Below are 16,223 nucleotides of genomic sequence, written 5' to 3' on the forward strand. Positions count from 1 at the left end.
TTGAGGGTAAAAATGAAATCAGATATCGAAATTGCACAAGAATCAACGCCTAAACCGATTATTGAAATTGCTGAACCACTTGGTTTAACAGGGGATGACCTGGAACTTTATGGCAAATATAAAGCAAAAATCGAATGGTCGGCAATCAAAGAAAAAGCAAACAAGCCGTTAGGTAAGCTTATTTTAGTCACAGCCATCAGCCCGACACCAGCAGGGGAAGGTAAATCAACGGTGACCATCGGACTTGCGGATGCCCTGAATCAAATCGGGAAACAAACCGTCATTGCTTTGCGGGAGCCATCATTGGGCCCAGTAATGGGCATCAAAGGCGGCGCCACCGGCGGCGGCAAAGCACAAGTTCTACCGATGGAAGACATCAACTTACATTTCACAGGTGATATGCATGCGATCACGGCTGCCAATAACGCCTTGTCTGCGTTGATCGACAATCATATCCAACAAGGCAACGAATTAGGGATCGACGGACGTCGGGTCACATGGAAACGCGTTGTCGATTTGAATGATCGAGCGTTACGACAAGTGATCGTCGGTCTAGGGGGACCGTTACAAGGCGTTCCCCGAGAAGACGGTTTTGACATTACCGTTGCTAGTGAGATCATGGCGATTTTGTGCTTGGCAACAAGTATTGATAATTTAAAAGAGCGATTAGGAAAGATTTTAATTGGTTATTCTTTTGGGAAACAACCGATTTACGTAAAAGATCTGGCGGTCCAAGGTGCTTTAGCCTTACTTTTAAAAGATGCCCTCAAACCGAATCTCGTTCAAACGATTGAAGGAACCCCTGCGCTGATCCATGGCGGTCCTTTTGCGAATATCGCCCATGGGTGTAATAGTGTCATCGCAACCGAGACGGCTTTGCACGTAGGCGAATACACGGTGACCGAAGCTGGGTTTGGTGCTGACTTAGGCGCAGAGAAATTTCTTGATATCAAAACACCGAATTTATCAAAGGCACCAGATGCGATCGTAGTGGTAGCAACGATCAGAGCACTGAAGATGCATGGTGGGGTCGCTGTCGCTGATTTAGGGACAGAAAACTTAAAAGCATTAGAGCGAGGCTTCAGTAATTTAAAGCGTCATGTTGAAAACATGCGTAAATATGGTATTCCAGTTGTCGTTGCCCTTAATGAGTTCTCACAAGACACAGAAGCAGAGCGGAAATTAGTTGAAACCATGTGTCAGCAAATCGACGTCACCATCGCACGGACAGCCGTTTGGGCAGAAGGTGGCGCCGGTGGAACGGATCTAGCAAAAGCGCTGGTACAAGTAATTGAGGAAAAAACCGCCAACTATCATCGCTTGTATACCGACGATTTGCCTTTAGCGGATAAAGCTTCTTTGATTGTGCGTGAGATCTACGGCGGGGCAGAGGTTGAGTTTGCGCCTAAAGCCAAGGCACAGTTGCAAAGCTTCAAAGAGCAAGGCTGGGATCAGCTGCCGATTTGTATGGCAAAAACCCAGTATTCATTCAGTGATGATCCAAAGCGATTGGGCGCACCAGATGACTTCACAGTAACGATTCGCGAATTCGTGCCAAAATTAGGTGCTGGTTTTATCGTTGCCTTGACTGGTGCCGTGATGACAATGCCTGGATTACCGAAGAAACCTGCGGCTATCAATATGGACGTGACTTCTGATGGCCAAGCGATCGGTCTTTTCTAAAAGAGTGATCACAAGCAAAGAAGACATTCGCTGCATTTGAAACGAAAAAACGGAAAGAGATGATTTGAAAGGACGGATGCAAGCGGCATTCGTCTTTTTCTCGTTCATTAGACGTGATGGAAGATAAAAGTAGGGATTCTTGTTATAATAATCAAGGAAGCAAGCAAAAGTCTATTTTCTTTCTTTTGATAATCAAGTATACTTAACCAATTGAGGTGATCTTTGTCAATGGAGCTACAACTAACTAGGAGGACTGGTTTTTATGGAATGGGCAGTCCCTTAGAGGTCATGCAAGGGAAAAAAAGAATCGCTGCCATCAATCATCAGCAAACGATTTTTTTAGAGTTAGCTGAGCAGACACCGATTCGTGTGCGCATGTTTTTTTTAGAAAGTCAGCCTTTTCAGCTACCACAAGGCCAATCAGCGCTCAAGCTGGAGATCGTGATGAATCCTACGCTTAAAAGATTATATATCGGCTTTTATTTAAGCCTTTTTCTCATGATGGGGGTATTGGGCTTATTCTCTATCTCCCTTTACTCGTTGCTTTTTGTCGGGGTGTATTTGGTGGCATATTTTGTCTTTGTTTTGATTTATTTGAAAAAAGCGTATCTTATCAAGGAGGTTCCTCATGGCTAGTGGTGCAGATCAATTTTTGAGTAGTTTTAATCGAATCGAAAAGCGGCTTCGTGACGAATTGGATAATCCACGGAATATGGGTTTTTCTGAAATGGTTCGTCGCTTGTCAAAAAGCAAAAATATCAATGTTAGAAGAGCAGAAGATGATTTATTACAAATGGCTCAGCTGCGCAATGCCATCGTACATGAAAAAATCGGAGAAAACTTTGTCATTGCTGAACCGAATGAATGGGTCGTCAATCGCATTCAAGAAATTGAACGCTCTTTACTGGCACCTGAAAAAGTCATGCCGCGTTTTGCGAAACGAGTGACTGGTTTTGAAAAGCACCTGCCATTACCAGAGTTATTGAAAATCGTTGCCCAAAAGCGCTATTCACAATTTCCGATCTATGATAATGGTCGATTTTTGGGCTTGATCACTTTGCGGATGCTGGGATACTGGTTAGCGAAAGAAAGCCTCCATGGTGAAATCAAGTTGACAGGCAGAACGGCAGATGAATTATTAGCAGGAGATGGGAAACGATCAAATTATTGTTTCGTGTCGGCTGAAACGACCATCGTAGAAGTGGAAGAATTGTTTCAAAAAAATGCCCTGCTTGAGGCGGTTTTGATCACCAAGGATAAAAATCCGAATGGAAATCTCTTGGGCATCATCCGTCCACGAGATATTTTTAAAGAAGAAAGAGTGGAAAATTTATGATCGCGTTGTTTTTTTTGTTAAGTGCTGTTGTCATTGGCTTGGATCAATGGCTGAAAATTTGGATCGTTGCCAATTATCAACTAGGTGAAACACATTCTCTGATCGACAATGTGTTGTCCCTGACCTATCTTCAGAATACCGGTGCAGCTTGGAGTATTCTAGAAGGAAAAATCACTTTTTTTGCGATCATCACCGTTATCGCGGTTGCCGTCGTTGTTTACCTATTGTTTCGTTACCAAAAAAGCAGTTTGTGGTTTCGCTTTGGATTGGCATTTGTTCTAGGTGGCGCTATCGGAAACTTCATCGATCGCTTGCAGCATGGCTTTGTGGTGGACATGTTCCAGCTTGATTTTATCAATTTCCCAATTTTCAATATCGCTGATATGTCATTAGTGTTTGGGGTAATCTTGATTTTTATTTATGCACTGGTAGATGACGAAGCAAAAGGGAAACAAGGAGAATCAAATGGAAAAGCAAATTGAAGTAATCATTAAAGAAGAAAAAGGGCGGGTCGACAAAGTGTTGGCTGAACGCTTGCCTGACCATAGCCGTTCACAAGTTCAACAATGGCTGAAAGAAGATGCCGTTACTTTAGAAGGTGAAACGGTTCGGGCTAATTATAAAGTAAAAGCAGGCGATCACTTGGTCATCCAAGTGCCAGAGCCGGAAGTAGTAGATTTAGAGCCAGAAAATATTCCTTTGACGATCGTCTATCAAGATGCTGATGTGGCAGTCATCAACAAGCCGCAAGGGATGGTGGTTCATCCATCCGCTGGGCATCCAAATGGCACCTTGGTCAATGCGTTATTGTACCATATGGATGATTTATCCACGATCAATGATGTTGTTCGGCCAGGAATCGTTCATCGAATCGACAAAGATACGTCGGGTCTGTTAATGATCGCCAAAAATGATCAGGCACATGAGTCGTTAGCGAAACAATTGAAAGACAAAACATCGTTACGCAAGTACGTAGCATTGGTTCATGGTACGATCAGCCACGAAAAAGGCACCATCAATGCACCAATCGGTCGATCAAAAGTCAATCGCAAAATGCAAGCCGTGATCGAAAATGGCAAACCCGCTGTCACTCACTTCACCGTGTTGGAGCGCTTCGAGCAGTTCACCTTAGTAGAACTACAGCTGGAAACAGGAAGAACCCATCAAATAAGAGTCCACATGCAGTACATCGGTTTTCCGCTAGCTGGCGATCCGCTATATGGACCTAAACGCACGCTAAAAGGCAATGGGCAGTTTTTACATGCCAAGCTTCTAGGCTTCACCCACCCAACAACAGGCGAGTCGCTGGTCTTTGAAGCGCCATTACCAGAGCTGTTCACGGACACGTTAAAAAAATTGCGAAAAAATGATTGATTTTTTTGTGTGAGAACTGTATAGTAATTGTAACAACTAAATAGCTCCTTTAAATGTAGTCCCGTGAGGCTAAGAAGGAATGAGTAAGCAGACGACTCCCGCGTTGGAGATTCGAACCCTTACTAGATGATAACGTGTACCCAAAATCCACAGAATGGGATTTTAGGCAACGATCGGAAAACATGACTCCTACCTCAAGCAGGTAGGAGTTTTTTTATGTTCAAAATTAGGAGGGAATAACATATGGCAGCGAAAGAAGTAGTAGATGCAGTAACAATGAAACGAGCGTTAACGCGGATCACCTATGAAATTATAGAAAGAAATCGCGGCATTGATAACTTGGTGCTGGTAGGGATCAAAACCCGCGGCATCTATATCGCGCAACGAATAGCAGAACGTTTAAAACAACTAGAAGGCGTAGAAGTACCTGTCGGTGAATTGGACATCACCTTGTACCGAGATGACAAAAAGACAGAAGATGATCCAGAGATCCATTCATCAGACATCCCGACTGCCATTGATGGCAAAGAAGTCATCTTGATCGATGATGTCTTGTTTACAGGACGGACGATTCGGGCAGCTTTGGATGCCATCATGGATATTGGTCGACCAAAAAGAATCTCACTCGCCGTTTTAGTTGACCGCGGTCATCGTGAACTGCCGATTCGGGCAGATTTTGTTGGAAAAAATATTCCAACTGCTTTAAGTGAAGAAATTATCGTGGAGATGGAAGAATCCGATGGTTCTGACCGGATCATGATCAATAAAGAAAACGACTAGGAAGAAGAGTGACAGCAACATGCAGAAGCAAGAATTTCGTAATCCAGACGCAGTTTTAGACATCAAAGATCGGCCCAAAGCACTGCCTTGGTTAGGTCTAAGCTTACAACATCTTTTCACGATGTTTGGGGCAACCGTTTTAGTTCCGATCCTCGTTGGGATCAACCCAAGCATCGCTTTAGTTAGTTCAGGTATTGGAACATTGGTTTACTTGGTCACGACGAAAGGGAAGATTCCAGCGTATCTAGGCAGCAGCTTTGCGTTTATCGCAGCGATGCAGATGCTGATGAAATCTGATGGCTACCCAGCTATCGCACAAGGCGCCATCACGACTGGGTTGGTTTACGTGATCGTTTCGATGATCATTAAACGTGCCGGTGCAGCTTGGTTGGATAAAATTTTACCACCGATCATTGTCGGTCCTGTGATTATGGTGATTGGATTAGGGTTAGCCGCTAACGCCGCCCAGAATGCAATGTACAATGACTCAGTCTACGATTTCAAGTACATTCTGGTAGCTTTGGCTACCTTAGGATTAACGATTTTCTTCAATATGTTTCTGCGAGGGTTTTTAGGATTGATCCCGATCCTTCTGGGGATCGTGGGCGGCTACTTGATCGCCTTAGCAGCGGGGATCGTCGATGTGCAGCCCATCATTGACGCCAACTGGTTTGGCATGCCAAGCTTCGAGATTCCCTTCATTAACTATGAACCAAAACTGTATCTGAATGCAATCACTACGATGGCGCCGATCGCTTTTGTTACCATGACCGAACACATCGGTCATCTGATGGTCTTGAACAAATTAACCAAGCGGAACTTTTTTGAAGAGCCAGGCTTGAACCGAACACTATTGGGAGATGGGTTTGCTCAAATTGCAGCCGGTCTCGTTGGGGGCCCCCCAGTGACAAGTTACGGAGAAAACATTGGGGTTTTAGCAATTACACGGGTCCACAGTGTGTTCGTCATCGGTGGAGCAGCAGTTCTAGCCATCGTACTAGGCTTCGTTGGAAAACTAAGCGCATTGATCTTAAGTATTCCTGGTCCAGTCATCTCAGGGATCAGCTTCCTGCTCTTTGGCGTCATCGCTGCCAGCGGGTTGAAAATTTTGATCGACAACAAAATCGATTTTGATCGTAAGAAGAATTTGATCATTGCGTCAGTGATCCTTGTGGTAGGAATCGGCGGTCTTGTCTTCACGGTCGGTACCTTCACATTATCCGCAATGGCGTTAGCAACTGTCCTAGGGATCTTCTTGAATCTTATTTTACCTGACAGCTCTCGCAGCGAAGAAAAATAACTTGTGCCAACTCATCGTTTAAACAGAATCAAAGGAGGAATTCATTCATGATTATTCAATCCGAAAGAATCAGCTTAAAGCATCTTTTGACGGTAGAAGCATTGACGGACCGTGAAGTGATGGGACTCATCCGCAGAGGACAAGAATTCAAAAGAGGGGCGAAATGGATGCCCCAAAAAGAACAATATTTCGCAACAAATCTCTTTTTTGAGAACAGTACCAGAACCCACAAAAGCTTCGATGTTGCTGAGAAAAAACTAGGGATCGAAGTCATCGAATTTGAAGCCTCCACCAGTTCTGTTCAAAAAGGCGAGACCTTGTATGACACGGTCTTGACGATGTCGGCTTTAGGTGTAGACGTTGCGGTCATTCGCCACGGCGATGAAAATTACTACGACGCTTTGATCCAAAGCAAAACGATCCAGTGCAGTATCATCAATGGCGGGGACGGCAGCGGGCAACACCCAACGCAATGCTTGCTAGATCTGATGACGATCTATGAAGAGTTTGGGCATTTTGACGACTTGAAAGTCGCAATCGTAGGTGACATCACCCACTCACGGGTCGCAAAATCAAACATGCAAATGTTGAAGCGTCTCGGAGCGAAAGTCTTCTTCTCAGGTCCAAAGGAATGGTATGACGAAGAATTTGAAGTATACGGTCATTGGCTACCATTAGACGAATTGGTCGCAGAAGTCGATGTTATGATGATGCTTCGTGTCCAGCACGAGCGCCATGATGGAACGGAAAGCTTTTCAAAAGAAGAATACTTAAAAAATCACGGGTTGACCGTCGAACGCGCCGCAAGAATGAAAGAGCATGCGATCATAATGCACCCAGCGCCGGTCAATCGCGATGTGGAATTGGCTGATGCCTTAGTTGAAAGCTTACGCTCACGAATCATCACACAGATGTCCAATGGCGTCTTTGTTCGAATGGCGATTCTTGAAGCGGTGTTGAACGGTAAGGCCTAACAGGCAAAAAGGAAAGAATTAGAGGAGGAAGTTTACATGAAAACACTCATTAAAAACGGTAAAATCATCAAAAAAGACAATCACTGTGTTCCTGCAGCAATTTGGATCGAAGAAGGAATCATTCGCGGGATCGGTACAGCATTTCCCGAAACAGATTTTGACGAAGTCATCGATGCCAAAGAGCAATTGATCACGCCAGGTTTAGTGGATGTTCATGTACACTTCAGAGAACCAGGCTTTGAGTACAAAGAAACAATTGAAACGGGCAGCATCGCAGCAGCTCGCGGTGGGTTCACGACAGTTTGCGCAATGCCAAACCTTGACCCAGTTCCCGATACACCGGAAAAATTAACAGCTGTTTACGAAAAAATCAACGCAGATGCGTCAATCAATGTCTTACAATACGCCCCGATCACAGAAAACTTACGCAGTGAAACGTTGACGGATGCAGCTGGAATGAAAGCTGCTGGCGCTTTCGCCTTGACGAACGATGGCGTGGGTGTTCAGACTGCTGGCACAATGTATCTGGCCATGAAGCAAGCAGCCGAAAATGACTTGGCCTTGGTTGCCCATACAGAAGATGACTCCTTACTCTTTGACGGCGTGATGCATGCTGGTAAAAAAGCAGAAGAACTTGGACTACCGGGGATCTTGAGTGTAACGGAAGCTTCTCAAATCGCTCGTGATGTACTTTTGGCGGAAGCAACAGGTGCTCATTACCATGTCTGCCATGTCTCGACCAAAGAAAGTGTTCGAGTGATCCGAGATGCCAAAAAAGCTGGTATCCATGTGACAGCTGAAGTTTCTCCTCATCATTTGCTTCTAATCGATGAAGATATTCCTGCCGATGAAGGCTTTTGGAAAATGAACCCACCGTTACGTGGGCAAGAAGACCGTGAAGCGTTGATCGAAGGTCTGCTGGATGGCACGATCGATTGTATCGCGACGGATCATGCCCCACATGGCTATGAAGAAAAAATGAAAAGCTTTTTAAAAGCACCATTTGGCATCGTCGGATCAGAATATGCCTTCCAATTGTTGTACACTCATTTTGTCAAAACAGGACGCTTTACCTTGCAGCAACTAGTGGATTGGATGACCGTGAAACCAGCATCAATCTTTGGTCTAAGCGCCGGAACGATGATGGTCGGAGACAAAGCCGATCTCGCGATTTTTGACTTAGAATCAGCTTATAACGTGGATCCTAAGCAATTTCTATCAAAAGGAGTCAATACGCCTTTCGGTGGATGGACGTTATATGGGGATACAAGTTATACATTTGTAAATGGAAAATTAGTATGGCAAAAAGGTGGGCAATAATATGAAACGTTGGCTTATTTTAGAAGATGGAACATACTTTGAAGGCGAAGGCTTTGGTGCCAGTATCAATGTTTTTGGCGAGATTGTTTTTACCACCAGCATGACGGGCTATCAAGAAGCCATTACGGATCAAAGTTTTAACGGACAAATCATTACGTTTACGTATCCGATGGTTGGAAATTACGGCGTCAACCGAGACGACTACGAATCAATTTCACCGACTTGTAAAGGGGTCGTTGTGAAAGAACACGCGCGTCTAGCGAGCAATTGGCGGAAACAGCTGACGTTAGATGAATTTTTAAAACGCAAAAATATTCCAGGGATCGCAGGAATCGATACACGCGCGCTGACAAGAAAGATCCGTCAACATGGGACCATGAAAGCGAGTATCGTTGATGCAGGAGATGTCTTTGACCATGCCTTTGATCAATTAAAAGCGGCGGTTTTACCAACCAATCAAGTGGCACAAGTTTCTACCTCAAAACCTTATCCAAGTCCTGGAACTGGTCGCAATATCGTGGTCATCGACTTCGGCTTGAAGCACAGTATTTTACGGGAATTGTCACGCCGCAACTGCAATTTAACGATTTTACCATACAATACGACAGCGCAAGAAATTTTAGACCTCGCACCAGATGGTGTAATGCTGACAAATGGACCGGGTGATCCTAAAAGCTTGCCAGAAGCAATTAAAATGATACAAGGGATTCAAGGCAAGGTACCGATCTTCGGGATTTGTTTAGGCCATCAGCTCTTCTCATTAGCGAATGGGGCAGATACCTATAAAATGAAGTTCGGTCACCGCGGATTGAACCATCCGGTAAGAGAGATCGCCACTGGTCGGATCGATTTTACCTCACAAAACCATGGCTTTGCTGTGGATGAAGCATCCATCGATCCTGAAAAACTAATGGTGACACACGTCGAAGTGAACGATGGCACGATCGAAGGGGTTCGTCATCGCCGCTACCCAGCATTCAGTGTCCAATACCACCCAGATGCGGCACCGGGCCCGCATGATGCGGTCCACTTATTTGACGAATTTTTAGAGATGATCGATGCATGGAAGGAGCAGAACTAATATGCCAAAACGTACAGATATCAAGAAAATCATGGTAATCGGTTCTGGACCGATTATTATAGGACAAGCGGCAGAATTTGATTATGCCGGTACACAAGCTTGTTTAGCTTTACGAGAAGAAGGTTACGAAGTGGTGTTAGTCAATTCGAATCCCGCAACGATCATGACGGACAAAGAAATTGCTGACAAAGTCTACATTGAACCAATCACATTTGAGTTTGTCTCACGGATTTTACGTAAAGAACAGCCTGATGCAATTTTACCGACATTAGGCGGACAAACGGGCTTGAATATGGCGATGGAATTAGCCAACTCAGGTATTTTGGATGAATTAGGAATTGAGTTGCTAGGAACCAAATTAGCGGCAATCGATCAGGCAGAAGATCGAGATTTATTCAAACAATTAATGGAAGAATTGGATCAACCGATCCCAGAATCCGAAATCGTATCAACGGTGGAAGCAGCAGTTGAATTTGCGAAAAAAATCGGCTTTCCAATCATTGTTCGTCCAGCATTTACGCTAGGAGGAACGGGCGGTGGCATGTGTAACAATGAAGAAGAATTACGCCAAATCGCTGAAAACGGCTTGAAGCTCTCGCCCGTGACCCAATGCTTGATTGAACGTAGTATTGCTGGGTTTAAAGAGATCGAATATGAAGTGATGCGGGATTCTGCAGACAACGCGATCGTTGTTTGTAATATGGAAAACTTCGATCCAGTCGGCATCCACACCGGCGATTCCATCGTCTTTGCCCCTAGTCAAACACTGTCAGACCATGAATACCAAATGTTGCGAGATGCGTCATTAAAAATTATTCGCGCATTAAAAATAGAAGGTGGTTGTAACGTTCAGTTGGCACTTGATCCACATAGCTTTAATTACTATGTGATTGAAGTAAATCCAAGGGTTTCTCGTTCGTCTGCACTAGCAAGTAAAGCAACAGGTTATCCAATTGCCAAACTGGCAGCGAAAATTGCCGTCGGTTTAACATTGGATGAAATGAAAAATCCAGTCACAGAAACCACCTATGCAGAATTTGAACCTGCCCTGGACTATGTTGTGGCAAAAATTCCTCGCTGGCCGTTTGACAAGTTTGAAACGGGGGAACGTCGATTAGGAACACAAATGAAAGCAACTGGAGAAGTGATGGCCATTGGTCGTAATATTGAAGAGTCATTACTGAAAGCTGTTCGTTCATTGGAAATCGGCACACATCATATCGAAATGAAAGAACTAGAAGCTCTTTCTGACAATGATCTGATGGAGAAGGTCATCAAGGCGCAAGATGATCGCCTGTTCTACGTCATGGAAGCCATCCGAAGAGGGTATACTATCGAAGATTTGAATGAAATGACGAAAATCGATTTATTCTTCTTAGATAAAATGCTTCACATCTTTGAGATCGAACAAGCATTAGCAAACGATCCACAATCCCTTGATATGTTGAAAAAAGCTAAGCAAAACGGCTTTACGGATAAAAAGATCGCTGAGCTGTGGGAAACCACGGAAGCTGAGATCCGCACGCTGCGCCATGAGCAAAAGATTTTGCCAGTCTACAAAATGGTGGATACATGTGCCGCAGAATTTGAATCAGCAACACCTTATTTCTACAGCACCTATGAGTTTGAGAATGAAAGCAAGCGCAGTGAAAAAGAATCTGTTCTTGTCCTAGGTTCTGGACCGATCCGAATCGGACAAGGGGTGGAGTTCGACTATGCAACAGTGCACTCGGTGAAAGCGATCCAAGCTGCTGGCTATGAAGCGATCATCATGAACAGTAATCCTGAAACGGTTTCGACTGATTTTTCTATCTCCGACAAGCTGTATTTTGAACCGTTGACCTTAGAAGATGTCTTGCATGTGATCGATTTGGAACAGCCAATTGGGGTCATCGTCCAATTTGGCGGGCAAACGGCGATCAATTTAGCCGAACCTTTGGTGAAAGCCGGAGTCAAAATCCTAGGCACCAGCATTGAAGATCTTGATCGTGCCGAAAACCGCGATCTCTTTGAGCAAGCATTACAAGCATTAGATATTCCGCAACCACCAGGCGACACGGCGACGAACGAACAAGAAGCGATCGCCATCGCACAAAAAATCGGCTATCCTGTTTTAGTCCGCCCAAGTTATGTCTTAGGGGGACGTGCGATGGAAATCGTGGAAAACCAAGCCGATTTAGAAGATTATATGCGTCATGCAGTGAAAGCATCACCAGAACATCCTGTCTTGGTCGATCGTTACTTGGTTGGTAAAGAATGTGAAGTCGATGCTATCTGTGACGGCAAAACTGTTTTGATTCCTGGAATCATGGAACATATCGAGCGTGCAGGGGTCCATTCAGGAGATTCAATGGCAGTCTATCCACCGCAAAATCTTTCGGATGAACTAATTGCTACGATCGAAGAATATACCAAACGCTTGGCATTAGGTTTAAATTGTATCGGTATGATGAATATCCAATTTGTCATCCATGAGAACAAAGTGTATGTCATTGAAGTAAATCCTCGTGCTAGCCGAACCGTGCCATTTTTAAGCAAGGTAACAGAGATCCCAATGGCACAAATTGCCACGAAGGCGATTCTCGGGGAAGAGATCACAGCGTTAGGTTATCAAGACGGACTTGCTCCAACACCAAATGAAGTACACATCAAAGCACCTGTCTTCTCCTTTACAAAACTTTTAAAAGTCGATACTTACTTAGGCCCTGAAATGAAATCAACGGGTGAAGTAATGGGATCAGACAAAGATTTGGCAAAAGCACTTTATAAAGCTTTTGAGGCATCAGGCCTGCATATTCCTGAATTTGGAAAAGCACTTTTCACCGTTGCAGACGAAAGCAAAGAAGAGGCAGCAGCACTGGCGGCGCGTTTCGTAGAGGTCGGCTTCACCTTAATGGCTACCAATGGAACCGCTGATTACTTTGAAGAAAAAGGCCTGCAAGTGACACGAGTTGCTAAAATCTCTGATCAACAAGCAGAAGAAACGGTTGTTGATTTGATCCGTAAAGGAACGACCCAAGTAGTAGTCAATACCATGGACAAAGATCGCCAAAATGCAACGGAAGACGGATTTATCATTCGCCGAGAAGCAGTGGAGCATGGTGTACCGACCTTTACTTCTCTTGATACAGCGGATGCAATTCTAAAAGTGATGGAATCCCGCAGTTTTTCAACAAAAGCAATTTAACGCAGATAAAGGAGTTTTTTGATGAAGCAAGAAATCATGACCATCAGCAAACAGCGTCAACTGGCACCACGGATTTTTGAAATGACATTGACTGGTGAATTAGTCAATGAGATGAGGACCCCAGGGCAGTTTCTGCACCTGCGGGTTCCTCAAAATGCCTTTCTTCTTCGCCGACCGATCAGTATCAATCATATCGATGCTGAGAAAAAAGAATGCCGAATCATTTACCGGGTCGAAGGAGATGGCACACGAATTTTTTCAGAAATGACCGTTGGTGATCCAATCGATGTGATGGGGCCGTTAGGAAATGGGTTTCGCTATCATCATTTAAATCAAGGGGACACTGCATTTATCGTAGGTGGCGGTATCGGTGTACCGCCGCTCTATGAATTATCGAAACGTCTGACCCAACAAGGCGTCCACGTCATTCACTTTTTGGGCTTTGCCAGCAAAGACGTCATGTATTATGAAGAGGAATTTCGTGCACTAGGAGACACGAGGATTGCTACCGATGATGGCAGCGCTGGTTTACAAGGAAATGTTGGCAACCTGTTGTTAGCTGCAGAGCAAACACCTGCGGCGATCTTTGCCTGCGGAAATAACGGTCTTTTAAAAACCACCGCCCAGCTTTTCGAAGACCTTTCAGATGTTCAATTATCCATGGAAGCGCGAATGGCTTGCGGGATGGGTGCCTGTTATGCCTGTGTTTGCCATACGAAAGATGACGAACAAGGTACAAAAAGTGTCAAAGTTTGTGACGAAGGGCCTGTATTTCAGGCGAGAAAGGTGGTCATTTAATGTCGATCAACGTCGAGCTACCCGGATTGAGTCTAAAAAATCCGATCATGCCTGCCAGCGGCTGTTTTGGGTTTGGTGCAGAATATGATAAATATTATGACATCAGTCAATTAGGTGCGGTGATGATCAAAGCGACCACACCTGAACCACGTTTCGGCAATCCAACCCCAAGGGTAGCGGAAACGCCTAGTGGTATGTTAAATGCCATCGGGTTGCAAAATCCTGGGTTAGAAACGGTCATGAATCAAATATTGCCGGACTTAGCTCAAAAACATCCAGAGTTACCGATCATTGCAAACGTTGCTGGTTCGACCGTCGAAGATTACGTTCTTGTGTGTCAGGAAATCAGTCAGGCAGAAAATGTCAAAGCGATCGAATTGAATATCTCTTGCCCTAACGTCAAACATGGCGGTATCACTTTCGGAACCGATCCTGCGGTTGCTGGTGCATTGACTGAAGCGGTCAAAAAAGTCTCGCAAGTGCCGATCTATGTCAAACTTTCGCCGAATGTGACGGATATTGTCCCAATTGCAAAAGCGATCGAAGCAGGCGGCGCCGACGGGTTTACGATGATCAATACGCTTTTGGGCATGCGGATCGATTTAAAAACACGAAAACCGATTTTAGCCAACCAAACCGGGGGCTTGTCTGGTCCATCAATCAAACCAGTGGCGATCCGCCTAATCAAACAAGTGGCGCAAGTTTCTCAATTACCAATTATTGGCATGGGGGGCGTGATGTCAGTGGATGATGTACTTGAAATGTATCTGGCAGGTGCAAGTGCAGTTGCAGTAGGAACTGCAAACTTTACCGATCCTTACATTTGCCCAAAATTGATTGAAGAATTGCCTATCCGAATGGCAGAATTAGGGATCACTTCTTTGGAACAGTTGATAAAAGAAGTGAGAGAGGAGCACGTGTGATGAGTGAACGACCAATTATTGCCTTAGATTTCCCCAACAAACAGGCTATTGAAACATTTTTAGCGCAATTTCCTGCGGGAGAAAAATTATTTGTAAAAGTTGGAATGGAGATTTTCTACCAAGAAGGACCAGCGATCGTCACTTGGTTGAAATCCTTTGGCCATGACATTTTTTTAGATTTAAAATTACATGATATCCCTAATACTGTTGGACGAGCAATGGAGCGCTTAGCTTCTTTAGGTGTTGCTTTGACGAATGTTCATGCAGCCGGCGGGATTGAAATGATGACTGCTGCTAAAAAAGGTCTGCAACAAGGAACCCCCGCTGGAGACAAAGTCCCTGATTTGATTGCAGTTACCCAATTGACCTCCACTAGTGAGGCACAAATGCATCATGATCAGCAGATCATGACGTCACTGCAAGAAAGTGTTATCCATTACGCCACCTGTGCCCAAAAAGCTGGATTAGACGGTGTTGTTTGCTCCGCACACGAAGCAAAACAGATCAAGCAAAGAACAACCGATGCCTTCATACGCTTGACGCCTGGTATCCGACCAGCTGGCAGTGAAGTTGGCGATCAAAAACGAATCATGACACCTGCACAAGCTCGCAATGCGGGGGCTACCATGATCGTTGTGGGACGTCCAATCACCCAGTCTAAGACACCGTATGAAAGTTATCTGCAAATAAAACAAGAATGGAAGGAAGCTAGCCAATGAAAGAACAATCCAATCAAATTGCCAAAGATCTTTTAGACATCGAGGCGATTTTTTTACGACCGAATGAACCATTTACTTGGGCAAGCGGCATCAAAAGCCCTATTTACTGCGACAATCGAATCACTATGAGTTATCCTCATGTACGTCGCGCCATTGCGAAAGGCTTAGCTGCAGTCATCAAAACGACTTATCCCGAAGCAGAAGTGATTGCAGGGACCGCAACAGCCGGGATTCCCCATGCTGCTTGGGTCGCTGAATTGTTAGATTTGCCAATGGTTTATATTCGCAGCAAAGCAAAAGAACATGGCAAAGGCAATCAAATTGAAGGTCGTATTCAGCCAAATCAAAAAATGGTCGTCATTGAAGATTTATTGTCAACAGGTGGCAGTGTCTTAGAAGCTTGTGAAGCAGCCAAAAGAGAAGGAGCCGACGTATTAGGCGTCGCTGCGATCTTTACTTACGAGCTGCCTCAAGTCCAAGAGAATTTTGACCAAGCAGGTCTATCCTATGTGACTTTGACAAACTATACAGCGTTGATCGAGTCGGCTTTAGAAACGGGTGCTATTCAAGAGTCTGATGTTGCCCTGTTACAAGAGTGGCGAAAAGATCCTGCTGCTTGGTTGAGTGAATAAGGAATTGAAATAAGAAACGGATATGTGAGGGAATGACCAAGCATATTCGTTTTATTTTCACCTATTTTCTGATAGCATTGGGAGAAAGTTTTTTTGATAGGAAGGGCTATTCCTTG

The 16,223-nt window shown here is 44.6% G+C and carries 15 protein-coding genes; all 15 read left to right on the plus strand.

All coding sequences use genetic code 11. The features are described 5' to 3' along the window. Window positions 1-12: 12 nt before the first annotated feature. The 15 genes from CXM95_RS08855 to pyrE all read left to right on the plus strand — a co-directional run bounded on the left by CXM95_RS08855 (window position 13) and on the right by pyrE (window position 16,107). Window positions 13-1,683: a formate--tetrahydrofolate ligase gene (locus CXM95_RS08855; protein ID WP_008379859.1), complete on the plus strand. Its 1,671-nt coding sequence runs from the start codon at window positions 13-15 to the stop codon at window positions 1,681-1,683. 228 nt (window positions 1,684-1,911) lie between these two features. Continuing rightward, window positions 1,912-2,319 (plus strand): hypothetical protein, encoded by a 408-nt coding sequence (locus tag CXM95_RS08860; protein ID WP_005235998.1) that lies wholly within the window; start codon window positions 1,912-1,914, stop codon window positions 2,317-2,319. Further along, on the plus strand, window positions 2,312-3,019 hold the full coding sequence (locus CXM95_RS08865; protein ID WP_005235996.1) for a CBS domain-containing protein: 708 nt from the start codon (window positions 2,312-2,314) through the stop codon (window positions 3,017-3,019). The genes CXM95_RS08860 and CXM95_RS08865 overlap by 8 nt, the downstream gene beginning before the upstream one ends. Further along, window positions 3,016-3,501 (plus strand): signal peptidase II, encoded by a 486-nt coding sequence (lspA, locus tag CXM95_RS08870; protein WP_005226122.1) that lies wholly within the window; start codon window positions 3,016-3,018, stop codon window positions 3,499-3,501. Before CXM95_RS08865 ends, lspA begins: the two co-directional genes overlap by 4 nt. Next, window positions 3,485-4,393, plus strand: a complete 909-nt coding sequence (locus CXM95_RS08875) for an RluA family pseudouridine synthase (RefSeq protein ID WP_008379864.1) — start codon at window positions 3,485-3,487, stop codon at window positions 4,391-4,393. Before lspA ends, CXM95_RS08875 begins: the two co-directional genes overlap by 17 nt. A gap of 243 nt (window positions 4,394-4,636) precedes the next feature. Beyond that, window positions 4,637-5,173 carry a bifunctional pyr operon transcriptional regulator/uracil phosphoribosyltransferase PyrR gene (gene pyrR, locus CXM95_RS08880; RefSeq protein ID WP_005231374.1) on the plus strand — a complete coding sequence of 179 codons (537 nt, stop codon included), beginning with the start codon at window positions 4,637-4,639 and terminating at the stop codon, window positions 5,171-5,173. A 19-nt stretch (window positions 5,174-5,192) separates the two neighbouring features. After that, window positions 5,193-6,473, plus strand: coding sequence for a solute carrier family 23 protein (locus CXM95_RS08885; RefSeq protein WP_005235990.1), 1,281 nt, complete (start codon window positions 5,193-5,195; stop codon window positions 6,471-6,473). A 47-nt stretch (window positions 6,474-6,520) separates the two neighbouring features. Beyond that, window positions 6,521-7,447 carry an aspartate carbamoyltransferase catalytic subunit gene (locus CXM95_RS08890; protein WP_005235988.1) on the plus strand — a complete coding sequence of 309 codons (927 nt, stop codon included), beginning with the start codon at window positions 6,521-6,523 and terminating at the stop codon, window positions 7,445-7,447. A 36-nt stretch (window positions 7,448-7,483) separates the two neighbouring features. Further along, window positions 7,484-8,767 (plus strand): dihydroorotase, encoded by a 1,284-nt coding sequence (locus CXM95_RS08895; protein ID WP_086299448.1) that lies wholly within the window; start codon window positions 7,484-7,486, stop codon window positions 8,765-8,767. A 1-nt stretch (window position 8,768) separates the two neighbouring features. Further along, on the plus strand, window positions 8,769-9,848 hold the full coding sequence (locus CXM95_RS08900; protein WP_005235984.1) for a carbamoyl phosphate synthase small subunit: 1,080 nt from the start codon (window positions 8,769-8,771) through the stop codon (window positions 9,846-9,848). 1 nt (window position 9,849) lies between these two features. Beyond that, a complete protein-coding gene (gene carB / locus CXM95_RS08905; RefSeq protein ID WP_086299447.1) occupies window positions 9,850-13,035 on the plus strand; it encodes a carbamoyl-phosphate synthase large subunit in 3,186 nt (1,061 codons plus the stop codon). Window positions 13,036-13,056: 21 nt separating this feature from the next. Further along, complete coding sequence (locus CXM95_RS08910) at window positions 13,057-13,833, plus strand: dihydroorotate dehydrogenase electron transfer subunit (RefSeq protein WP_086299446.1); 777 nt, start codon at window positions 13,057-13,059, stop codon at window positions 13,831-13,833. Beyond that, complete coding sequence (locus CXM95_RS08915) at window positions 13,833-14,756, plus strand: dihydroorotate dehydrogenase (RefSeq protein WP_016611756.1); 924 nt, start codon at window positions 13,833-13,835, stop codon at window positions 14,754-14,756. The genes CXM95_RS08910 and CXM95_RS08915 overlap by 1 nt, the downstream gene beginning before the upstream one ends. After that, window positions 14,756-15,475 (plus strand): orotidine-5'-phosphate decarboxylase, encoded by a 720-nt coding sequence (gene pyrF, locus CXM95_RS08920; RefSeq protein ID WP_008379878.1) that lies wholly within the window; start codon window positions 14,756-14,758, stop codon window positions 15,473-15,475. The genes CXM95_RS08915 and pyrF overlap by 1 nt, the downstream gene beginning before the upstream one ends. Beyond that, a complete protein-coding gene (pyrE, locus tag CXM95_RS08925; protein ID WP_005226111.1) occupies window positions 15,472-16,107 on the plus strand; it encodes an orotate phosphoribosyltransferase in 636 nt (211 codons plus the stop codon). Before pyrF ends, pyrE begins: the two co-directional genes overlap by 4 nt. The last annotated feature ends 116 nt before the right edge of the window (window positions 16,108-16,223 follow it).

The sequence above is a fragment of the Enterococcus sp. CR-Ec1 genome (assembly GCF_002850555.1).
Taxonomy (GTDB): Bacteria; Bacillota; Bacilli; order Lactobacillales; family Enterococcaceae; genus Enterococcus_D; species Enterococcus_D entomosocium.